The sequence below is a fragment of the Sulfitobacter litoralis genome (assembly GCF_900103185.1).
Taxonomy (GTDB): domain Bacteria; phylum Pseudomonadota; class Alphaproteobacteria; order Rhodobacterales; family Rhodobacteraceae; genus Sulfitobacter; species Sulfitobacter litoralis.
Window position 1 is genome coordinate 1 of sequence record NZ_FNJD01000016.1, and the last position, 21,923, is coordinate 21,923.

Annotated in this window: 22 protein-coding genes and 1 tRNA gene; 13 read left to right on the plus strand and 10 right to left on the minus strand. The window is 59.4% G+C overall.

Annotation, left to right across the window (positions count from 1 at the left end):
* A partial coding sequence (locus BLQ98_RS12670) for a transposase (RefSeq protein ID WP_141135334.1) occupies positions 1-254 on the minus strand: 254 nt, incomplete at its 3' end.
* 738 nt (positions 255-992) lie between these two features.
* Between BLQ98_RS12670 and BLQ98_RS12675 the strand changes: the two genes are divergently transcribed.
* Both BLQ98_RS12675 and BLQ98_RS12680 read left to right on the plus strand, forming a co-directional pair.
* Positions 993-1,748, plus strand: coding sequence for a site-specific integrase (locus tag BLQ98_RS12675; protein WP_093733685.1), 756 nt, complete (start codon positions 993-995; stop codon positions 1,746-1,748).
* Positions 1,748-2,191 carry a hypothetical protein gene (locus BLQ98_RS12680; protein WP_093733686.1) on the plus strand — a complete coding sequence of 148 codons (444 nt, stop codon included), beginning with the start codon at positions 1,748-1,750 and terminating at the stop codon, positions 2,189-2,191. The genes BLQ98_RS12675 and BLQ98_RS12680 overlap by 1 nt, the downstream gene beginning before the upstream one ends.
* An 18-nt stretch (positions 2,192-2,209) precedes the next feature.
* Here the strand turns inward: BLQ98_RS12680 and BLQ98_RS12685 are convergent.
* From BLQ98_RS12685 to BLQ98_RS12700, 4 genes are all read right to left on the minus strand, one after another.
* Positions 2,210-2,284: transfer RNA gene (locus tag BLQ98_RS12685), tRNA-Glu, on the minus strand.
* A gap of 75 nt (positions 2,285-2,359) precedes the next feature.
* A complete protein-coding gene (gene recJ, locus BLQ98_RS12690; protein WP_093733687.1) occupies positions 2,360-4,099 on the minus strand; it encodes a single-stranded-DNA-specific exonuclease RecJ in 1,740 nt (579 codons plus the stop codon).
* Positions 4,100-4,200: 101 nt separating this feature from the next.
* Positions 4,201-5,487 carry a homoserine dehydrogenase gene (locus BLQ98_RS12695; RefSeq protein ID WP_093733688.1) on the minus strand — a complete coding sequence of 429 codons (1,287 nt, stop codon included), beginning with the start codon at positions 5,485-5,487 and terminating at the stop codon, positions 4,201-4,203.
* Positions 5,488-5,593: 106 nt separating this feature from the next.
* Positions 5,594-5,947, minus strand: a complete 354-nt coding sequence (locus BLQ98_RS12700) for a hypothetical protein (RefSeq protein WP_237271896.1) — start codon at positions 5,945-5,947, stop codon at positions 5,594-5,596.
* Between the two features lie 22 nt (positions 5,948-5,969).
* Here BLQ98_RS12700 and BLQ98_RS12705 point away from each other — a divergent pair, with 22 nt between their 5' ends.
* Complete coding sequence (locus BLQ98_RS12705; protein WP_093733689.1) at positions 5,970-6,557, plus strand: TetR/AcrR family transcriptional regulator; 588 nt, start codon at positions 5,970-5,972, stop codon at positions 6,555-6,557.
* 39 nt (positions 6,558-6,596) lie between these two features.
* Here the strand turns inward: BLQ98_RS12705 and BLQ98_RS12710 are convergent, their stop codons facing one another.
* The 4 genes from BLQ98_RS12710 to BLQ98_RS12725 form a co-directional block, all read right to left on the minus strand.
* Complete coding sequence (locus BLQ98_RS12710; RefSeq protein ID WP_093733690.1) at positions 6,597-7,508, minus strand: pirin family protein; 912 nt, start codon at positions 7,506-7,508, stop codon at positions 6,597-6,599.
* A gap of 140 nt (positions 7,509-7,648) precedes the next feature.
* Positions 7,649-8,329, minus strand: a complete 681-nt coding sequence (locus BLQ98_RS12715; protein WP_093733691.1) for a nitroreductase — start codon at positions 8,327-8,329, stop codon at positions 7,649-7,651.
* 93 nt (positions 8,330-8,422) lie between these two features.
* Positions 8,423-9,796: an L-serine ammonia-lyase gene (locus BLQ98_RS12720; RefSeq protein ID WP_093733692.1), complete on the minus strand. Its 1,374-nt coding sequence runs from the start codon at positions 9,794-9,796 to the stop codon at positions 8,423-8,425.
* Positions 9,796-10,482, minus strand: coding sequence for a glutathione S-transferase family protein (locus tag BLQ98_RS12725; protein WP_093733693.1), 687 nt, complete (start codon positions 10,480-10,482; stop codon positions 9,796-9,798). Before BLQ98_RS12725 ends, BLQ98_RS12720 begins: the two co-directional genes overlap by 1 nt.
* Positions 10,483-10,710: 228 nt before the next feature.
* Between BLQ98_RS12725 and rpiA the strand changes: the two genes are divergently transcribed.
* The 6 genes from rpiA (at position 10,711) to BLQ98_RS12755 (ending at position 17,850) form a co-directional block, all read left to right on the plus strand.
* Positions 10,711-11,499, plus strand: a complete 789-nt coding sequence (gene rpiA, locus BLQ98_RS12730; RefSeq protein WP_093733694.1) for a ribose-5-phosphate isomerase RpiA — start codon at positions 10,711-10,713, stop codon at positions 11,497-11,499.
* A gap of 21 nt (positions 11,500-11,520) precedes the next feature.
* A complete protein-coding gene (locus BLQ98_RS12735) occupies positions 11,521-12,987 on the plus strand; it encodes an FAD-dependent oxidoreductase (RefSeq protein ID WP_093733695.1) in 1,467 nt (488 codons plus the stop codon).
* A gap of 94 nt (positions 12,988-13,081) precedes the next feature.
* On the plus strand, positions 13,082-14,314 hold the full coding sequence (hflK, locus tag BLQ98_RS12740; RefSeq protein WP_093733696.1) for an FtsH protease activity modulator HflK: 1,233 nt from the start codon (positions 13,082-13,084) through the stop codon (positions 14,312-14,314).
* A complete protein-coding gene (hflC, locus tag BLQ98_RS12745; RefSeq protein ID WP_093733697.1) occupies positions 14,314-15,297 on the plus strand; it encodes a protease modulator HflC in 984 nt (327 codons plus the stop codon). Before hflK ends, hflC begins: the two co-directional genes overlap by 1 nt.
* Before the next feature lie 239 nt (positions 15,298-15,536).
* Positions 15,537-17,021: a Do family serine endopeptidase gene (locus BLQ98_RS12750; protein WP_093733698.1), complete on the plus strand. Its 1,485-nt coding sequence runs from the start codon at positions 15,537-15,539 to the stop codon at positions 17,019-17,021.
* A gap of 142 nt (positions 17,022-17,163) precedes the next feature.
* Positions 17,164-17,850 carry a TetR/AcrR family transcriptional regulator gene (locus tag BLQ98_RS12755; RefSeq protein WP_093733699.1) on the plus strand — a complete coding sequence of 229 codons (687 nt, stop codon included), beginning with the start codon at positions 17,164-17,166 and terminating at the stop codon, positions 17,848-17,850.
* On the opposite strand, the gene BLQ98_RS12760 is transcribed toward BLQ98_RS12755, so the two are convergent.
* Complete coding sequence (locus tag BLQ98_RS12760; RefSeq protein WP_093733759.1) at positions 17,847-18,257, minus strand: Fur family transcriptional regulator; 411 nt, start codon at positions 18,255-18,257, stop codon at positions 17,847-17,849. The genes BLQ98_RS12755 and BLQ98_RS12760 overlap by 4 nt on opposite strands.
* Positions 18,258-18,404: 147 nt before the next feature.
* Between BLQ98_RS12760 and BLQ98_RS12765 the strand changes: the two genes are divergently transcribed.
* The 4 genes from BLQ98_RS12765 to BLQ98_RS12780 are packed head-to-tail and all read left to right on the plus strand — an operon-like array spanning position 18,405 to position 21,918.
* Positions 18,405-19,298 carry a metal ABC transporter substrate-binding protein gene (locus tag BLQ98_RS12765; protein WP_093733700.1) on the plus strand — a complete coding sequence of 298 codons (894 nt, stop codon included), beginning with the start codon at positions 18,405-18,407 and terminating at the stop codon, positions 19,296-19,298.
* 12 nt (positions 19,299-19,310) lie between these two features.
* Positions 19,311-20,207: a manganese/iron ABC transporter ATP-binding protein gene (locus BLQ98_RS12770; protein WP_093733760.1), complete on the plus strand. Its 897-nt coding sequence runs from the start codon at positions 19,311-19,313 to the stop codon at positions 20,205-20,207.
* On the plus strand, positions 20,204-21,079 hold the full coding sequence (locus BLQ98_RS12775) for a metal ABC transporter permease (protein ID WP_093733701.1): 876 nt from the start codon (positions 20,204-20,206) through the stop codon (positions 21,077-21,079). Before BLQ98_RS12770 ends, BLQ98_RS12775 begins: the two co-directional genes overlap by 4 nt.
* The gene (locus BLQ98_RS12780) at positions 21,076-21,918 is read left to right on the plus strand and encodes a metal ABC transporter permease (RefSeq protein ID WP_093733702.1); all 843 of its coding nucleotides are present in this window, start codon (positions 21,076-21,078) and stop codon (positions 21,916-21,918) included. The genes BLQ98_RS12775 and BLQ98_RS12780 overlap by 4 nt, the downstream gene beginning before the upstream one ends.
* Positions 21,919-21,923: the final 5 nt, after the last annotated feature.

The following is a 21,923-nucleotide window of genomic DNA, read 5'->3' on the forward strand; positions in this document are numbered from 1 at the left end:
GCGGGTTCCTCAATCGCAACCGGAACAAAAGACACGCCGTCCAGGTTCGGCAAGACCAACTTGCCATCCCGGGCCATCCGACGCCATTCAGACAAATGATTGGGGCGCATCCCATATCGCCGCGCAACGGCGTTCACTGTCGCCCCATCAACAAGGGTCTCGGCCACGATCCGGGCCTTAACTTCTTCAGGCCAACGGCGGCACCTCCGACGGCTACCGCCCGCATCCGTGAGAACCTCAATCGTACAATCCATGGAGAAACTCCCTCAAATCCATGAAGCACGGACTCGCAGAATACACGCGTCATCGGAAGGTGGGGTCTAAACAGCGGTTACGGCCGAGCGGTTGATGGACGATCTTCTTCAGGGATGACGCAGGACGGCGCTGAGGTTCAGCGCCGTCATCTTGAGGGCTGAGATGCCCAGAGGTTGCCTTGGGCAGCCACCAGCCAGCGCGTGCCGACCTTTCACCCCAACTGCTGCTCACGGCCTGCACGCGTTTGATATGCAATCTGTCTCGACAAAGGCTTTTGTCGATGTTGATTACGCCGCGACAGGCGGATCTCCAAAGGAGCGCTCGAGATAATTCGAAAAAGGGTGCAGAGGAAGTCGTAGTTGATCAGCTGCGCTCTCAGTTTTGAGTTTTTATCAATACGGTGAATTTAATTCAAGTCAATGATTTATAATGATTATTTTTAATTATCTACCGGAATTCGAGAGATATCGAACCATAAACACAGATGTCCCCGAAATGCGAAAATCCGACGCACATCCTCGAAAATGAGGAAACACAATGCCAGCCGCACGTCCATCTCAAGCTTCTCTATCAAATGCCATCAGTGCCGTGATTACCGCAGGGCTCATACCCGGTGCTCTTCATGTTCACGGAGACGGTTCTTTCCGGATCGAAATATCTGTCTCAGATGCAATCGATACGAAAATTCCAAGCGAAGAGGCGTTTTCGGACGAGCCAGAAAGATTTGAGGACCTACGATGAGAGTTTGGACAGAATACCCGGGTCTTCTGGAGGAATTTACACCTGCGGGAAATCCCCGTTGGCGAGTTCGTGTAGAAGGCGATAAATCTCGGCGTATCACAATACCCGTGGGCCCGAGTAATCCAGCTTTTAAGGATCACTACGAGGCTGCGAGGCTTGGAATTAAGCTGGAGGCTCAAATTCCCGCTAAGGTTGCGCGTGGCACCTTTGATGAACAGTGTGAGCGTTTTAACGCAGCGATGGTAGACATGGTAACGGCTGGGGTTCTGAATGAAGACACAAGGACCGGTCGGCAGCGTGGACTTCGACAGGCAGCCAATGTGAAAATGCGCGGGCGGCGCATGGGGGAGCTCAATGCGGACTTCCCCAGAGAAGCATTCGTTCACATCCTCGAATCTTTTGGTTCGCACACAGGTGCTGCGGAAACGTGTCTTAAAGCCATGAAGGCCGCTTATCGCTGGGGTGAATCTCGTGGGTTTCCAGAGAAGTCGGAAGTTTTCGTAGTTTCAAGCCCACATAAGGGGCGTGGTGGCGCAATAGCGTGGACAGAAGAAGAAGAGAAAAAATTCTTGGAAACACATGGAAGTGGCACCATGGCGCGGCGCTGGTTTTATTTGACCAAGAATATGGCAGGCCGCATCGGAGACACTTTCGATATTGGACCGGAGAGCATCAAGCTCAAGCAAGGACGTGCCTTTTTTTGGGTTGGCAGCCAAAAAAGAAGGGCTCTAAGTATGTGGAGGTGCCTCTAATGAAAGAACTTGCTGAGGAACTGGAGCTCGGTGTGCATGAGGACGCTTTTTTGCTCACTGAATACGGTCGTCCGTTCGCTTCGAAAAATTCATTGGGAAACAAGATTTCAAAGTGGGTTGTGCAAGCAGGATTCTACAAAAGTATTGAAGTGGTAGATAACAAGACAGGTGAAAAAAGGACTGAAAAGAGGGCCACGCGCTCTCAACACGGAGTTCGAAAAGCTACTGGACACGAGATGGCCCTATCGGGTGCCAATGTCTATGAGATTGCCGCTCGCCTTTCTCACTCGGACTTCAAATCGTCGGCACCCTATGTCCAGGGAGTTGACCGCGCCCGATTGGTGGAGTCTGGCTTCGACAGGGTTGAGAGAGCTCGCCAAGAGCGAAGTGTCCCACGCCACGAAAACCGTGGGACACCTGAAGTATCAGATGCCAATGAATAAAGGCTTTGAGGAGAGATGTGGCAGCCCGTAGGGGAGTCGAACCCCTCTTTTCAGGTTGAAAACCTGACGTCCTAACCGATAGACGAACGGGCCACTTAGCTTGTGAGCGTTTCTCTAAGGAAAGCGGGGCAGGCACGCAAGCAGAAATCGAAAGAAAGTAAAAATTTTTTATGCAGGGGCTGCGTCTTCCAGACGCAACTGCACCGTCTGTCGCCCCCGCCATGTGTTGATGTCCAGACGCCCCGCCAGATGGAACCGCGCGCCGCCGTGGTTTTCCAGCGCCGGACCAAGCGGTCCGTCAAACGCGCCAAAGGCGATCGCGTCCATTTTGGTATTGTTGCCGTCGCCAAAGCTGATCTTGAGATGGCTTTCACCCACCCGTTTCGCAAAGCGGATCTGCATATCGGCAAACACATATCGCGGGGCAGGGGCACCGGCACCAAAGGGACCGGCCTGTTCCACCTGCTGTGCCAATTCGACAGTGGCAGCGGCGGGCATCAGCATGCCGTCAAGCTTCAGGTCTGCTGCGCCCGCCAGATGCGCGCCCTGTTTGGCAAGCAGTTCCGACAGCCGCGCCATCGCTTCCTCGAGCTTGTCCTCGGCCACGGTCAGGCCTGCGGCCATTTTGTGTCCGCCACCCTTGATCAGCAGGCCCTCGGCTGCCAGCCGCTGGATCGGGGCACCCAGGTCGATCCCCGAGACAGAGCGCCCGGATCCTTTCCCGATGCCATCCTCGAACCCGATCACGATCGACGGACGGTTTGACGCCTCTTTCAGACGGGACGCAACAATGCCCACCACGCCGGGGTGCCAGCCCGCGCCCGACGCCCAAACCAGCGGCGCGTCATACCCGCGTGTTTCTGCTTGATCGAGCGCAGCGGCACGTACGGCGGTCTCTACATCGCGCCGCTCGGTGTTCAACAGGTCGAGCTTTTCAGCAAGGGATTGTGCCTCGTGCGGGTCATCGCAGGCCAGCAATCGCGCCCCGAGATCGGCCTGACCAATGCGTCCGCCTGCGTTGATTCGGGGGCCCAGCAAGAACCCAAGGTGATAGGCCGCGGGGGCCGTATCCATGCGTGCCACATCGGCGAGGGCCGCAAGACCGACCCGGTCGCGCCGCGCCATAACGCGCAGTCCCTGACGCACAAAAGCGCGGTTGACGCCGATCAACGGAGCCACATCCGCCACCGTGGCCAGCCCCACCAGATCCAGCATCGCCATCAGGTCGGGCCCGCGTGCACCCGCTTCACGCAGCTGACGCCCTGCCTCGACCAGCATCAAGAATACGACCGCCGCCGCACATAGATGTGCCAACGTGCCATCTTCATCCTGTCGGTTCGGGTTCACAACGGCCAAAGCGTCGGGCAGGGTTTCTGCGCCAAGGTGGTGATCCAGAATAACCACATCCGCCCCGACGGCAGCGGCCACGGGCCCATGAGACAGGGTGCCGCAATCGACGCAGACAATCAGATCATGCGCCGCCGCCAGTTCCGCCATCGCCGCGTCATTTGGGCCGTAGCCTTCGTCGATCCGGTCCGGCACATACAGCGTCGCGGCGCAGCCCATCTCGCGCAGCCAGACCAGCAGCAGCGCGGCAGAGCTACCGCCATCCACATCATAATCCGCAAAAACGGCAATCCGCTGACGCGCTTTGACCGCAGCCAGAAAACGGGTCGCGGCCTTTTCCATATCGCGCAGGGATCGCGGGTCAGGCAGCAGGTCGCGTAAGGAGGGGGCGAGGAAGGCCTCGGCCTCTTCGGCCGCCACGCCGCGCCGCGCCAATACCTGACATAGGGCCAGCGGCAGGCTGGTCTGCTGCACCAGAACTTGCGTGGCGCGTTCCACCTCGACACCGGGGCCGACCCAACGCCGCCCCGTCAAAGACGCATCAACACCTAGAAAGCTCATGCATCCCTCACTTCCAAATGGTCAAAAATCCTCGCCGAAGGCATCCGGCCTGTCCTGCGCATACTCCGCAGATCGGGGCCCAAACCTCGCCTGCTTCGGTGTTAAAGATCCTCGATACGCAGCGCCACAGGGTCGCTTGCCAGCACACCGGTATGCGCCATCGCGTCCAGCGCCTCGTCCAGCGCGGTACGGCTGCATTTATGCGTAACGATCAGCACCGGGGCCTGATCGCTGCGATGTTCGGTCTGGCGCATGCGGTCGATGCTGATGCCGGCCTCGCCTAGAACGGTGGCGACCTTGGCCAAGGCACCGGGTTTGTCCAGTAGGCCCATGCGCAAATAAAACGCGGCAGGACGCTGCGACAGCGCCGCAGTGGCCGAGGCGAGCGTCGTCGCCTTCTGGCCAAAGACTGGACCATGCCAGCCGCGCGCGATATCGCAGATATCTGACATTACGGCACTGGCCGTGGGGCCTTCGCCGGCACCGGGGCCGCGCAGGACGATCTGCCCAATTGCGTCGCCTTCCAGCACGATCATATTGGTTCCGCCCGCCAGTTGCCCCAGCGGAGAGCTGTCAGGCACAAGACAGGGCTGCATGCGTTGTTCCAGCCCGCGGCCGGTCATTTGTGCGACGCCCAAAAGCTTGATCTTGTAGCCCATATTGGCGGCAGCCAGAATGTCGTCGATGCTGACGCGCTGGATGCCTTCGATCTCGATCCCGTCGAAATCCACCTGTGTGCCAAAAGCGATGGACGACAGGATCGCCAGCTTGTGCGCGGCGTCAATGCCGCCCACATCAAGGTTCGGGTCCGCCTCAAGGTAGCCAAGCGCCTCGGCCTCTTCGAACAGGGAGTTGTAGCCGTTGCCGGTTTCTTCCATGCGGGTCAGGATATAGTTGCAGGTGCCGTTCATCACGCCCATGACGCGGGTGATCTCGTTTCCGGCAAGGCTTTCCGTCAACGCCTTGATCACCGGGATGCCCCCTGCGACGGCGGCCTCATAGCGGATCAGGCAGCCGGCAGCTTCGGCCTGTTCGGCCAGCGCCTGACCGTGGATGGCCAGCAATGCCTTGTTCGCGGTGACCACATCTTTGCCCGAGGCCAGTGCGGCCTCGGTGGCGTCCTTGGCGGGACCTTCGTCGCCGCCCATCAGTTCGACAAACACATCGACGTCATCGCGTTTCGCCAGCGCGACCGGATCGTCTTCCCAAGCGTAGCCGGACAGGGACACACCACGATCCTTGTCGCGGCTGCGTGCAGAGACGGCGGTGATGGTGATAGGGCGGCCTGTGCGCGCTTCGATCAGTGCGGCCTGCTTGCGGATGATCCGCACCACGCCAACCCCAACGGTGCCCAATCCGGCAATCCCAAGACGAAGCGGTTGTGACATGGTGCAATCCTTTTGGTGGTGCGCGGCAGCGGGCTGCGGCGTTTAACGGGGTTCGCCGCGATGTATCCTTTTCCCGCCGCGCACGCAACGCGACATTGCATCTGCTTTACTGTAAACCTTGGGACAAACGCTGCTTTTCAGGCCCCGACAGGACCGATCCACGCAACTGTGCAGCACGCGCCTGTAACCGTTCGACCCGAGAGGTCAGACCGTTTTCGATCTGCGGGATGTTGACCTGTCCGCCCTCTGCCTTGGCCAGCAGCGGATCAATTGGCACCAACGCGGGGTAATCTGCGGCGAGAAGTTCGGGCGTGGCACGGCTGTCGAGCGCGGGAAACTGGGTGCACGCCGCGGGTAGGACCAGCGCGGCAAGGCAGAATGATAAGAGAATACGGTTCTTCATTTCCCAGTCATGCACCAGCGACAGAAATCGCGCAAGCAGGGGTTTGCCTTTGTACATGTGTTCAATTAACCTTCGCCCCATGGGGCGTACAACCGGATCACATTCTGACATCACTCGGCCAAAAATCCGCGCGGCTGCGCTGCGGCTGTTTGCGCGGCACGGCTTTGCCGCCGTGTCCATGCGCGCACTCGCGACCGAGGTGGGGGTACAGGCAGGGGCGCTTTATAACTATACACCGGACAAGCAAACGCTGCTGTTCACCCTGCTGCAAGATCACATGAACGACCTGCTTGAGGCCTGCACCAGTGACGCTGCCCCGACCGCGCTTGAACGCCTGCGGCATTTCGTTGATTTCCACATCCGGTTCCACGCGGATCGCCCGGACGAGGTGTTCATTTCCTATATGGAGTTGCGCAACCTGACGACCGAGAATTTTGCCACTGTCGAAACCCTGCGCCGTCAGTATGAGGACCGGCTTGAGGCGATATTGCGCGATGGGGCCGCCGCCGGAGATTTCGCCATCGCAGATACCAAGATTGCCACGTTGGCGGTGATTGCGATGCTAACAGGGGTGAACACGTGGTTCCGCGCAGGCGGACGGTTGTCGCTGGACGAGGTGATCACGCAATATTGGGATATGGTGCGAAAATCCGTCATGGCGGGGTAGGGCCGAGCCGGCCCACACCCCTTTAACTTCAAGTAATATTTAGTGTGCGGGTTTGATGAACGTCCCGTTGTTCAAATCGCGCATCGCCTGACGCAGTTCCTCTTGCGTGTTCATCACGATCGGACCGTGCCACGCGACGGGTTCGTCAATCGGTGCGCCCGAGATCAGCAAAAAGCGTACGCCTTCCGGTCCTGCCTGCATCGTGACCTCGTCACCTGTGCCAAAACGGATCAGTGTGCGGTCGCCGCTGAGATCGCGGATGTTCACCTCTTCGCCGCCGACCTCTTTCTCTAGCAAGACCCCTGACGGGGCAGAGGCATCGGCAAAGGCGGCTGATCCCTGAAAAACATAGGCAAAGGCGCGGCGGTAGGTATCGATGCGAAAGGTTTTGCGCACACCGGCTGGGACCGTGATATCAAGATATTGCGGATCGGCGGCGATGCCGTCCACGGGGCCTTTTTTACCCCAGAATTCGCCTGTGATCACGCGTACTGTCGTGCCATCGTCATCGGTGACCACGGGGATATCCTTGGCCGTGACATCCTGATAGCGCGGCGCAGTCATCTTTTGCGCAGAGGGCAGATTACCCCAAAGCTGAAACCCGTGCATTTGTCCCTTGGCGTTTCCGTTGGGCATCTCTTGATGCAGGATGCCGGAGCCCGCCGTCATCCACTGCACATCACCAGCACCAAGCGTGCCGACGTTGCCCAGGGAATCCCCGTGTTCGACCGTGCCTTCCAGCACATAGGTGATTGTTTCGATCCCGCGGTGCGGGTGCCACGGGAACCCTTTTTCGAAATCCTGCGGACGTTCGTTGCGGAAATCGTCGAACAGCAGGAAGGGGTCCAGCTCGGACGGGTCCTGAAACCCGAAAGCACGGTGTAGCTTCACGCCTGCGCCTTCCATCGTTTGCTGGGCCGCGCGGGTCTCTAGGGTAGGGCGGATCGACATAGGGGCTCTCCTTATCCTGGTCTGGAACTTAGATAAGGGGCGTGCTTTCATGCGGCAATAGTCGCTGTACGAACCATAAGTGTGCATGGTCGCACAGGGCGGGCAGCGATACCTTCCCCCGTGCGACACAGTCAGATCTATCAGTCGTCGAAGCCGACGAAGCGGGTCACCTCTTCGACGGGACGGCGGGTAGAAACGACGGCGTTGGCCGAAAAATCCTCGTCGGGCCAGCCCATAGCGACACAGGTCATGATCACCTGATCGTCGGGGATTTGCGCGTGCTCGCGGACCACGGGCGATTGCATGATACCCTGACCGTTAATGACGCAGCCCAGTCCCTTGCTCCATGCGGCAAGGACAAGACCATAGGTCACCGCGCCCAGATCAAAATGCGCGATAGTGCCATTGTCATTCAGTGACTTGTCAAAGCACACCACGATGGACACGGGCGCATCAAACTGGCGGAAACCGCGCATGACCCAATCCTGACGGCGTTCCTTGTCTTCGCGTTCAATCCCCATAGCGGCAAAAAGCTGCTTCGCGATGCCCACCTGACGGTCCCGGTGCACCCCCGCATAAGCCCCGTGGTCGCTGATTTCACGCACGGGCGGCACGCCTTCCAGCATGCGGGTAGAGTTCCCCTCGCGGACTTTTTCCAGCGGGTCACCCGTCAGGACGTGCAGATGCCAGGGCTGTGTGTTCATCGACGATGGCGCACGGTTGGCCAATGCGACGACCTCTTCAAGCAGTGCACGCGACACGGGTTCTTTCTTGAAGCCCCTGATGCTGCGCCGTTCCTGCATGGCCTGTTTCAGTTCCATCTTGCCCTCCCGCAAATTTCCTGACGGCTGTCAGACTGTTGTAGTTCCGCGGTGGGGTCAAGCGCGGGCAGGGCTGCGTGCCGCTGCGTAAGATCAGCAGTTGGGAACGTTCACCGCCAGCCCGCCAAGCGAGGTTTCCTTATATTTCTCGGACATATCCGCACCGGTCTGGCGCATGGTTTCGATGCAGGCATCCAGCGGTACCAGATGGGTGCCATCGCCACGCAGCGCCAGCGAGGCCGCCGACACTGCCTTGATCGCGCCAAGCCCGTTGCGTTCGATGCACGGCACCTGCACCAGACCGCGCACGGGGTCGCAGGTCATGCCCAGATGATGTTCCAGCGCGATTTCAGCGGCGTTTTCGATTTGCGCGGGCGTCCCGCCCATCACGGCACAAAGTCCCGCGGCAGACATCGCCGCGGCGGATCCTACTTCGGCCTGACAGCCTGCTTCGGCCCCCGAAATCGATGCGTTGAACTTGACCAGCCCGCCAATCGCCGCGGCGGTCAGCAAGAAGTCCTCGATATGTGCCTCCGACGCGCCGGGCACGTGGTCCAGATAATAGCGTAAGGTCGCGGGCATCACACCTGCCGCCCCGTTGGTGGGGGCAGTGACGACTTGCCCACCGGCGGCATTTTCCTCGTTCACCGCCATGGCGTAGACGCTCATCCAGTCGTTGATCGTGTGAGGGGCGCGCTGGTTCTGGCCACGCTCTGAGACCAGCGCATCATGGATCGCCTTGGCGCGGCGTTTGACGTTTAACCCACCGGGCAGGATGCCGTCGGTTTCGAGCCCACGGTTGATGCAATCGTTCATCACCTGCCACAGACGTTTCGTGCCGTCGCGCAGGTGTTCTGCCCCGCCGCGGGATTCTTCGTTTGCGCGTTTCATCTGCGCGATGCTCTTGCCGGATGCCGTCGACATTTGCAGCATTTCCGCCGCGGATTTGAACGGGAAGGGGACCGGCGCGCCTTCGTCCGTGTCCTTGCCCCCCGCGAGCTCGCTTTCGGTCATCACAAAGCCGCCGCCGATGGAATAATATGTCTCGCGCAAGGAGACGTCGCCTTGGGCGTCGGTGGCCATCAGCATCATCCCATTGGCATGGCCGTCCAGTTTGGTGTCGTAGTCAAAGATCATATCGACCTTAGGAGCGAATTTCAGCGTGCCAAGGTCAGGTAGCGTGATCTGGTGCGTTTCGTTGATCTCGGCCAGCAGCTTTTCGGCGCGGTCATTGTCATAGTCTTGCGGCGTGAACCCCGCGAGGCCCAGTATCGTGGCGCGGTCAGTGGCGTGACCGACGCCGGTAAAGGCGAGGCTGCCATGCAGGGACGCGCGCAGACCTGCGAATTTGAACGGTGAGGCGCGCATCAGGTCCAAAAAACGCGCGGCTGCCACCATGGGCCCCATTGTATGGGATGAGGACGGGCCGATGCCCACTTTGAACATATCGAAGACAGAGAGAAACATCAGGTGGCACTTCCTATGGGTGGGGTGGCAAGGCGGGGCTTAGTAAAGGGCGTGGGCCCCAACCCTTCGGCGGTTTGCGCGGCGGCGGTGCACGGCAGTGCTTCAACCCGAGCGCAAAGCGCGTGCAGATGCGCCATGCCGCGCAGATCAAACCAGCTGCGATCGCGGCTCTGTGGATACAGCGCGCACCAGCGCAACAGCGGAGCGAGGTAAAACGCAAGCGCGAGGGGCAGCGTATCGGCAGCAGCCCGATCCTCAAGCGCACGCAGGTGGGTCTGCAACGCTTGGGTTATGGTTGCATGCAGCGCGTCTTGGGCGGCGCCGTCGGAGCCTACGTATTTTTCCGGGTAAAACAGCATACGCAGGGCAGGGTGCACCGTATTTGAGACGAAAAACAACCACTTGAGGAAATCCGCCCGCGTGGCATCCGTCGCGGCAGGGGCCAGCCCGCCATGACGGTCCGCCAGCCACAACAGGATCGCGCCGGTTTCGAACATCGGCCCGTCCGGCGTCTGCAACGCGGGGATCAGCCCGTGCGGGTTCAGCGCCCGATAGGCGGGGGCAGACTGCCCCTGCGCCTCGCGATCGACCAGACAGGTGTCATAGGCCACACCCTGCGCTTCAAGCGCGAGGCGGATGATCAGAGAGGCATTATCGGGGGCGTAGTGCAGCGTGTAATCGGTCATAGGCCGGTGGTATCCCATTGCGCCGGAGGCGGGCGATTGAAAGCGACCGATCTGCGCGGTTTGCGGTACTCTATCCAGATTATCGGCGCATAACACCCCCGTGGCGTCGTGGCGCAGACCATGTGCCACCGCCCGAAGGCCACGCGACGCGACGACAATGCGGATTTGAGGGTCGCGCGCCGGCGCGGCTGCGTCTATAAGGGCGTCGATTAACGAGGAGTCGCTGCCATGACCGGAGAATTGTCACCCATCGATAAGGCCAAATTTGTCGCCGCCAAACGCGCTGCACAATTTGTAGAAGACGGAATGCGCGTCGGGTTGGGCACCGGCTCTACCGCCGCGTGGCTGGTGCGCTGCCTGGGCGAGATGGTGCGAGACGACGGCTTGCGGATCAAGGGCGTGCCCACGTCGACCCGTACCGCGCAGCTGGCGCGCGAAGTGGGGATCGAGGTGATCAGCCTTGATGAAGCCAAGTGGCTGGACCTGACCATCGACGGCGCGGACGAGTTCGACGGAGAGCTGAACCTGATCAAGGGCGGCGGCGGTGCCTTGCTGCAAGAAAAGATCGTGGCCACCGCCTCCGATCAAATGGTCGTGATTGCCGACATCGGCAAAGAGGTCGAAACGCTGGGTGCATTTCCCCTTCCGGTAGAGGTTATTCCCTTTGGCTGGCAGACCACACAGGCGCTTGTCGAAGAGACTTTGGTGTCGATGGATGTGCTGGGGCGCAATTCGACGCTTCGCATGAACGGCGAGATCCCATTTGTGACTGACGAGGGAAACTACATCCTTGACCTGCACCTCAAGCGGATCGGCAACGCCCGCCAGATGGCTTTGGTGATGAACCAGATGCCGGGTGTAGTTGAAAACGGGCTGTTCATTGATATCTGTGATGCTGTGGTGATCGGCTATGGCGATGGCCGCGTCGAAGTGCGCGACATCAACGAAGGCACTGTTGATCGCGATAAGATGGAGTTCGTCGAGACAGATAATCTGTTTTCCGACCTGAGCGATTAACAAAGAAAGGCCCCGGCCCAGATGAGCGATTTTGATTACGACCTTTTTGTCATTGGTGGCGGTTCCGGCGGGGTACGCGCCGCGCGTGTTGCGGCGGGTGAATACGGGGCCAAAGTCGCCCTCGCCGAAGAGGACCGCTATGGCGGGACGTGCGTAATCCGGGGCTGTGTGCCGAAAAAGCTGATGGTGTTTGCGTCGGGCTATGCCGAACTGGTGGACGAAGCACAGTGCTTTGGCTGGGACATCAAGCCCGGGACATTCGATTGGCACGCGTTCAAGGGCCGTCTAAACACCGAGCTGGACCGGCTTGAAGGCGTCTATCGCAAGCTGTTAGCCAATTCAGACGTTGATACCTTTGACCAGCGCGCCACGATCAAGGATGCGCATACGGTGCAACTGGCGAACGGCGAAACCCGCACCGCCAAGCATATTTTGGTGGCCACCGGAGGCCGCCCCGTCCGTCCCGAGGTTCCTAACGCACAGCTGGGCATTGTGTCGGATGATATCTTTCATCTTGAAACCCTGCCCAAGTCGATCTTGATCATCGGCGGCGGCTATATAGGCTGTGAATTTGCCTGTATTCTGAACGGTTTGGGCGTCGAAGTGACAATGTACAACCGTGCGGCGCAGATTTTGCGCGGCTTTGACGACGAAGCCCGCGGGCTGATCGCTGAATCCATGACTGAGGCGGGTATCGATATCCATTGTGGCACCAATATCGTCGAAATGGCATTGGAATCCCAACACGAAGCCGGCACCATGCCCAGCAACTCTGATGCGGCGATGGGTGCCACAGCTGAGCAGTCGAACGAGTTGAACAGCAGCGCCACACCCCAAGGCACGCAGGGGCCGGTTTGGGTCAAGGCATCCAACGGGTCCGAGAAAGTGTTCGATATGGTGCTGTTCGCCACAGGGCGCGCGCCGAACACCCAGGATATGGGGCTGGAAGAGATCGGCATTTCGCTGGGCCGCCGCCAAGAGATCGAAGTCGATGAATACAGCCAGTCAGGCGTGCCGTCGATCTACGCCATTGGCGACGTCACCGACCGCGTGAACCTGACACCTGTCGCGATCCGCGAAGGGATGGCCTTTGTGCAGACCGTCTTTGGTGGGAACCCGACGCCGGTGGACCACGATCTGATCCCGTCGGCCGTGTTTACTCAGCCGGAATTCGGCACTGTTGGCATGACCGAAGAGCAAGCCGCAGAGCAGGAACCGGTCGAGATTTACTCGGCATCGTTCCGGCCGATGCAAACGGCCTTTGCCGAAAAGAACAAACGTGTGATGATGAAGCTCATTGTGAGCAAGGAAACACGCGTTGTACTGGGGTGCCACATCGTCGCACCAAACGCAGGCGAGCTGATCCAGCTGGTGGGCATTGCCGTCAAGGCAGGGCTCACGAAAGAGCAGTTTGACGCGACCTGCGCCGTGCACCCGACCATGTCCGAAGAACTGGTCACCATGCGCAGCCCGACACGCACTGCTTGAAGTCCGGGCGATTATGCCCGACTTTGCACATGATCAAACCGCTTAGGCGGTTGGGATAGGGCCGCTGAAGCGGTCAATAAATAGGGAAGAATTAATGGCTGGAAATACAGGCGGTCCTTGGGGCGGCGGTGGAAACTCAGGCGGAGGTAACAACGGCGGTGACCGGAACCGGCCCGGCGGTGAACGACCCACCGGTGGCGGCGGACGTGGACCGGGCGGTGATAAAGGCCAACGCCCCGAAATCGATGATCTGATGAAGAAGGGGCAGGAACAACTGCGCGTTCTCATGGGGGGTAAAGGCGGCGCGCGGAATTCCGGTGGAGCTGGCGGCAGCGGCGGCGGTGCGGGCCCGAAACTTACCCGTGGCACAGTCGGTCTGGGTGTGCTGGCCGCTGTCGTCGTCTGGGGTATGGCTAGCTTTTATACCGTGCGCCCCGAGCAGCAGTCGATCGAGCTTTTCTTGGGTAAATTCTCGGGTATAGGCACCGAGGGTTTGAACTTTGCACCTTGGCCGCTTGTGACAGCAGAAGTATTTGACGTGACCACAAACCGCGCCGAAACCATCGGTGCAGGTCGTAATTCGAACGACAACGATGGTCTGATGCTGACGACCGACGAGAACATCGTCGACATCGATTTTCAGGTAGTCTGGAACGTGAAAAGCGCGCAGGATTTCAAATTCTCGCTGCGTGATCCGGATTCGGCCGTGCGCGCGATTTCTGAGTCCGCAATGCGCGAGATTATTGCCCAGTCCGAATTGGCACCGATCCTGAACCGCGACCGTGCCGCCATTGAAGCCGCTGCGCGCGAGTTGATTCAAACGACGCTGGACAACCGTCAGACCGGGATCAACATCATCCGCGTCAACTTTAACAAGGTGGATCCGCCCAGCCAGACGGTAACAATGACGGACGCCGAAGGTCGTACGACACAGCAGACCGTGATTGATGCCTTCCGCGATGTTCAGGCCGCCGCACAGGAGCGCGATCGGGTGGAACGTCAGGCGGACGCCTATGCAAACCGGCGCACTGCCGAGGCACGCGGTGAATCGGCACAGATTTTGGAAGCTGCAGAAGGTTACCGTGCCCGCGTTGTCAACGACGCCGTGGGTGAAGCAAGCCGGTTCGAAGCCGTTTTGCAGGAATATACCGCAGCGCCTGAAGTAACACGCAAGCGGCTTCATCTTGAGACGATGGAAAAGGTTCTGGGGGATGTCGACAAGATTATCCTTGAGAACAATGAACAAGGCGGCGGACAAGGTATCGTGCCTTATGTGTCGCTGAATGAGTTGCGCCGCAATGCTGGCAACGCTGGAGGGTCAAACTGATGAGCAAACTAAAATTTATTGTTCCCATCGTCGCCGTGGCGCTCGTGGGCCTGCTGTCAGCTGTTTATATTGTGGACGAGCGTGAAAAGGCGCTGGTGCTGCGGTTTGGCCAGATTAAACAAGTGCGCGAAGAGCCGGGCCTTGGCTTTAAGCTGCCCTTGCTTGACGAAGTTGTGCGTTACGAAGACCGCATCATGACGCTGGAAACCCCGATGATCGAGGTGACCCCAGCTGATGACCGCCGGCTTGAGGTGGACGCGTTTGTTCTTTACCGGATCTCCGACATTCGTCAGTTTCGCCAAGCTTTGGGTGTTGATGGTGGGCGTCAGGCTGAAATCCAGCTGAACGGTATCCTCGACGGTCAGATCCGTGCGGTGCTTGGTTCACAGGGTGTGACGTCTGATACGATCCTGTCGCCCGAGCGCTCTGCCCTCATGGACCAGATCCAAGTACGCAGCGATCAACGTGCGAAGGCATTGGGTCTCACAGTCGTCGACGTGCGTCTGCGCCAGACCAATCTGCCCGAGCAGAACTTTGATGCGACTTTGCAGCGTATGATTGCCGAGCGGGACCGCGAAGCAACTGACGAACGGGCGCGTGGTCGCGAGGCGGCTTTGCGTGTCACCGCCCTTGCGGATCGTACCTATACCGAAATCCTGTCGGAAGCCCGTCGTGATGCCCGCATCACCGAAGGTGAAGCAGATGCCGAGCGAAACAAGATCTTTGCGCAGGCCTATTCCAAGGATGTAGAGTTCTTTGAATTCTACCGCTCGCTTAGCGCCTACGAGACGGCGTTGCAGGGTGAAAACTCTACCATGGTTATGTCACCTGACGGCGAGTTCTTTAACTACTTCAATTCAGGCGAAGGCAGCCGAAGCACAAGCGCGACGACGACCCCCGGCCCGACGACCCAGGGCACGGCGACCCCCGGCACGACGACCCAGGGCACTGGGACCGGAATCGGCACAACAACCGGCAACTGATCCCAATCAAGTTGACTTTTAAACAGGGGCTGGCAGCAATGCTGGCCCCTGTTTCGTCTGGGGCGCGGAATGTGCTGCCGAGGGTATGCGGAGCGGCAATTTCGGATAGAAACCGCTGCACGCGTTGACATGCGCGTGAGGATGACCATCTTTCACCTTGCGGCAGTGAGTTTGCAGATGCACTCTGCCTAGACATCAAAAACGGGGTCTAGTGCCCCTTACATAACCGGAGTTGACGAATGCAGCCAAAGGCCGTTTCCCAGTCGCGTACCGACGCAATATCACCCCAGATCAAATGGTTAATGATGGGTATGCTGGCGCTGGCCTTTGTCCTGATGCAAACCGTGGTGGCGCTGGCCAAGCCCGAAAGCCTTGCGCCGCTTGCTGAAAAGATCAGCCCGTCAGTTGTGAATATCACCACCTCGACCACCGTCGAAGGGCGCACGGGCCCCCGCGGCATCGTCCCCGAGGGATCCCCCTTCGAAGATTTCTTCAAGGAATTCCGTGACCGCAACAATGGTGACGAAGCCCCGACGCCGCGTAAATCATCCGCGCTCGGTTCGGGTTTTGTGATCTCCGAGGATGGTTTTGTCGTGACAAACAACCACGTGATCGAAGGCGCGGACGAGATCACCATCGAATTTTTCACCGGCCTTGAACTGAAGGCCGAAGTGATCGGCACCGACCCCAACACCGACATCGCGCTGTTGAAGGTCGAAGCCCCAAGCGCCTTGGCGTTTGTCAGCTTTGGCGACAGCAACGCCGCGCGTGTGGGCGATTGGGTGCTGGCGATGGGGAACCCGTTGGGGCAGGGGTTCTCTGTGTCGGCCGGTATCGTATCGGCGCGCAACCGTGCCTTGTCCGGCACCTATGATGACTATATCCAGACCGACGCCGCAATTAACCGTGGCAACTCGGGGGGGCCGCTGTTCAACATGGACGGCGAGGTGATTGGCGTGAACACGGCGATCCTGTCCCCCAATGGCGGGTCCATCGGTATCGGTTTCTCGATGGCGTCCAATGTTGTGACCCGTGTGGTCAACCAGTTGAAAGAATTTGGCGAAACGCGCCGCGGTTGGCTAGGCGTCCGCATTCAGGACGTCACACAAGACGTGGCCGACGCGATGGGGCTTGCCAAAGCAACCGGTGCGTTGATCACGGATGTACCAGATGGCCCCGCTAAGGATGCTGGCCTTAAGACCGGTGACGTCATCCTTAGCTTTGCGGGGGTCGAAGTCGAAGATACCCGTGGTTTGGTCCGTCAGGTGGGCAACAGCACCGTTGGCGCATCGGTTCGCGTGACCGTTCTGCGCGAAGGCAAATCCCAGACGATCAAGGTGAAACTTGGCCGCCGCGAAGATGCGGAGGGGACAGGGCCAACCGTATCCGCACCAGAGGACGAGGCACAGCCCGAAGCGCCTGCGGTGAAATCTGTGCTTGGCCTGACTGTCACACCGCTGACCGACGACATGCGCACCGACCTCGGGGCCGATGATTCCGTCGAAGGTCTGGCCGTGACCGAGGTCGACGAGATGTCGGAAGCCTTTGAAAAAGGCCTGCGCGTTGGTGACATTATCACCGAGGCAGGGCAGCAGCCGATCCTGTCGATCACCGATCTGGAAAACCGCATCACAGAGGCCAAAGACGGTGGTCGCAAATCGCTGCTGCTGCTGGTGCGCCGCGCGGGCGATCCACGGTTTGTAGCCTTGGGTCTGGACGACTAAACCACCCCTAAGGATTGATGAAAACGCTGCCCCCGTCGGTCCCCGTACCGGCGGGGGTTTTGCATGGAGCGGGCGCGCACGCTTGTCGGTTGTTTCGCATATCGAAAGCCGGTAGGATTTAGGAGAATTAAAGGACAGCTACATGCACGACATATCCTCTTTGGCCATCCGCAGCGACAGGCTGTCTGTACTGCGCACGCAAATGCTGGCAGAGGCGGAAATTACCAATGTGCAAAACCAGTCGCTGATCCAAAGCCGCCGCGAGCAGATTTGCGAAGCAGCGCTGTCGTTGTTTCTGGAAAAGGGCTTTGCCGCGACGACGATCCGCGACATCTGTGCGCGGTCGGGCGTCAATCAGGCCAGCATCTATGATTACATCGCCAACAAAAATGACATCCTGCGCCGGCTGCTGAACCAGTTGTGGTTTCGCGAAGACGTATCGACCCTGCCGATCATCCTGCTGGATCAAGACCTGTCACTGGAAGACGCGTTCGAGAAATACTTTCGCGAAAGTTGGGCGATGAAACGGGACGGCACCCTGCTGGCCTATCGTTGTGTGCCGCATATGAAGGCCGAGGATCGCCGTGCCCTTCATGCCCGTGAATTCGCGGTGATGAAGGACCTGGCCGACCAGCTTGCGCCGCGATTGGGGCTGCAAAGCGACGATCAACGGCTTGATATTGTTGCAAACCTGATGGTGTTCTTGTCGGCCTTTGGCCCCATGCGCGACTGGCTGATCCGCGACATCCCCGACGAAGTGATCTTGCGCACGATTTCAGCCGGTGCCGCTGCGATGGTCAAATCCCTCGCGGATCAAACGCAGACCTAAACCTTGCGCGCGCGGATCACCGTGTGGTGGCTGACCAGCTCATAGCCCATTTCGGCGGCGACGCGGTCCAGCAGACTTGCGATCTCTGTCCCCGGAATTTCCACCAGTTCGCCGCTGTCCATGTCGACCAGATGGTCGTGGTCGGTTTGGGGCATCATCTCGTAGCGTGCAGGGGCATCCTCGAGTACCAATTTACGCACCAGCCCTGCATTTTCAAGCACTGACATGGTGCGATAGACCGTGGCGACGGACACCGTATCATCCAGCGTACGCGCCTTTTCATACAGGTCTTCGACATTGGGATGATCGTCAGTCTCCGACAGCAGCGATACGATCGTTGTCCGCTGTGGCGTGACCCGCAGGCCTGCTTCGCGCAGCAGTTGCTTGTAATCAATACTCTGGGTCAATGCCGGCATCCTTTGTCGTCTATGGTTCTTTTAGGCGAGTTTCCCCTTGTCCGCAAGTTTATGCGACCTATTCTTAATTGCATGTTTGACATATGCGATTAATTCGCATTTACATCTAGCGAATGCATTGGTCCTTGGAGGAACAGAATGAAAAAAAGTGTGCTGGCGTCGGTTCTTGGCGTTGCTGCGATGGCGGGAATGCCCGCGGTCGCGGCTGATTTCAAAGTTGTTACCACCTTTACCGTGCTGGCCGACATGGCGCAGCAGGTGGGGGGCGATGTGGCAGAGGTCGTATCCATCACCAAGCCCGGTGCTGAAATTCACGGCTATGAGCCCACCCCGCGCGATATCGTTGGGGCGGTGGATGCTGATTTGATCTTGTGGAACGGCATGAACCTAGAGCTGTGGTTTGAACAGTTCATCTCCAACCTTGGCGATATCCCGTCGGCCACGCTGACAGATGGTGTCGACCCCATCTCGATCGGAGAGGGGGAGTATGAGGGCAAACCGAACCCCCACGCATGGATGGGTTTGGAAAATGCGTTGATCTATGTCGACAATATTGCCGCCGCCTTTGTCCAGCATGACCCCGACAATGCCGCGACCTATGCGGCCAACGCTGAAAGCTACAAACAAGAGATTCGCGACACGATCACGCCCCTGCGGGACCGGATTGCGCAAATCCCCGAAGACCAGCGTTGGTTGGTGACCTGCGAAGGGGCCTTTAGCTATCTTGCGCGGGATTTCGGGATGAAAGAGCTGTACCTCTGGCCCATGAACGCCGACCAGACCGGCACGCCGCAGCAGGTGCGCAAGGTCATCGATTCCGTACGCGACAATGATATTCCGGTCGTTTTCTGTGAAAGCACGGTGAACACCTCGCCTGCAAAGCAGGTCGCGCGGGAAACCGGCGCGGCCTATGGCGGTGTGCTTTATGTCGACAGCCTCAGCACAGCCGAGGGGCCCGTGCCAAGCTATCTGGACTTGCTGCGCGTCACCTCGCAGACTGTCGCGGACGGGCTGGATGCAGGCCTGAAGTAAATGGACACCAGTATGCACCCCGCCCCCACGACGACCCCAGATGCCGGGCTTGCGCCCGATGCGATCGGCATCAAGGCCACCGATGTGACCGTGACCTATCGCAACGGCCACACCGCGCTTTATGATGCCAGCTTCGAGATACCGCGCGGTACGATCACGGCGCTGGTCGGGGTGAACGGGGCGGGGAAATCCACGCTGTTCAAGGCGATCATGGGCTTTGTGCCCGCCGCGCGGGGGCAGATCACCCTGCTGGGCAAGACCGTCAAACAGGCGTTGCGAGAAAACCTTGTGGCCTATGTCCCGCAATCCGAAGAGGTCGATTGGGCCTTTCCGGTGCTGGTGCAGGACGTGGTGATGATGGGGCGCTATGGGCATATGGGGTTCTTGCGCCGCCCCAAAGCCGCCGATCATGCGGCGGTGGAGGACGCCCTGCGCCGCGTCAACATGACCGATTTCCGCCACCGCCAGATCGGAGAGTTATCCGGTGGGCAGCGCAAACGTGTGTTTCTGGCGCGCGCCCTGGCGCAGAACGGGCAGGTGATCCTGCTGGACGAACCCTTTACCGGCGTAGACGTGAAGACCGAGGACCAGATCATCGACCTGCTGCGCGAGTTGCGCGACGAAGGGCGGGTGATGCTGGTGTCTACGCATAATCTGGGCTCCGTCCCGGAATTCTGTGACCGGACCGTCTTGGTCAAGGGCACGGTGCTAGCCTATGGCACGACGGAAACGGTCTTTACCCATGACAATCTGGAAACGGCTTTCGGCGGGGTGCTGCGGCACTTTACCCTTGGGGGGCAAGACCTGCACGATGACGACGACGGGCGCGAGCTGCGGATCATCACCGACGACGAACGCCCCTTCGTGCATTACGGCGAACGCATCGATACGACTGAGGACGACAGATGATCGATCTGCTGCTAGAGCCGTTCAGCTATGACTATATGTTCAACGCCATGTGGGTGTCGGCGATGGTCGGCGCGGTTTGCGCCTTTTTGTCGTGTTATCTGATGCTCAAGGGCTGGTCGCTGATCGGTGACGCGCTGAGCCATTCTGTCGTACCCGGAGTGGCGGGGGCCTATATGCTAGGGCTGCCGTTTGCGCTTGGCGCATTTCTGGCGGGCGGCATGGCGGCGGGGGCGATGCTGTTTCTGTCGGGGCGGTCGGGGCTGAAGATCGACGTGATCATCGGCATCATCTTTACCGCGTTTTTCGGCTTGGGCCTGTTCATGGTATCGCTGTCGCCCATGTCTGTCAGCATCCAGACCATCATTATGGGCAATATCCTTGCCATCGCCCCGCAAGACATCGTGCAGCTGGCGATCATCGGGGTCGTCTGTCTGACCGTGCTGCTGCTGAAATGGAAAGACCTGATGGTTACCTTCTTTGACGAAAACCACGCACGCTCCATCGGGTTGCGGCCCGAGCTGCTAAAAGCGGTGTTCTTTATGCTGTTATCGGCGGCGGTGGTAGCGGCGATGATGACCGTCGGCGCCTTTCTGGTGATTGCGATGGTCGTGACACCGGGGGCGACGGCCTATCTGCTGTGTGACCGTTTCCCACGGCTGATCATCGTGTCGGTGCTGATCGGCACAATCACCAGCTTTCTGGGGGCCTATGCCAGCTATTTCCTCGACGGTGCCACGGGCGGGGTGATCGTCACCCTGCAAACCGCGATCTTCCTGTTGGCCTTTGTCTTCGCCCCGAAACATGGTGTGCTGGCCGCGCGGCGCAAGGCAAAGTCTGCCCTGAAATCTTTGCGAGACGGGGTGGCCCCATGATCGACACGTTGCTGTTTCCGTTCCAGTTTCCCTTCATGCAGAACGCCTTTTGGATCGTGCTGCTGGTTGCCCCGCCCACGGCGCTGCTGTCATGCTTTCTTGTGCTCAAAGGGTGGGCCTTGATGGGCGATGCGGTCAGCCATGCGGTGCTGCCGGGGGTCGTGCTGGCCTGGATCACGGGGCTGCCGCTGATTGTAGGGGCCTTCGCCGCGGGTATGTCCTGCGCGATGCTGACCGGATACCTGAGCTACAACAGCCGGATCAAACAGGACACCGTGATGGGGGTCGTCTTTTCGGGCATGTTCGGGATCGGCATCATCATGTACACCTCGATCACCACGAACCAGCATCTGGATCACGTGCTGTTCGGCAATATGCTGGGCGTCGGCGTGCAAGATCTTTGGACGGCGGGGCTGATCTCGGCCTTTGTGACGGCGTTTCTAGTGCTCAAGTGGAAAGACCTGCTGCTGCACGCCTTTGACCCCGCACAGGCGCAGGCCAGCGGGCTGCACACGGGGGTCTTGCACTATGGGTTGCTGGCGGTGTTGTCGCTGACCATCGTGGCGACGCTGACGGCGACGGGGCTGATCCTTGCGGTGGCGTTGCTGGTCACACCGGGGGCGATTGCATTTCTGGTGGTGCGCAGCTTTGGCCCGATGCTGATCGTATCTGTGCTGGTCTGCATCGCGTCGATGTTCGCGGGTGTCTACGCCAGCTTTTTCCTTGATAGTGCACCGGCACCGACGATCGTGCTGATCCTGACGGCGATCTTTGTCCTGGCCTTCATCAACCGCCTGCTGGTGACGCGCCGCACCTCGCGGCAAGCGGCGCGAGGGTAATCTAA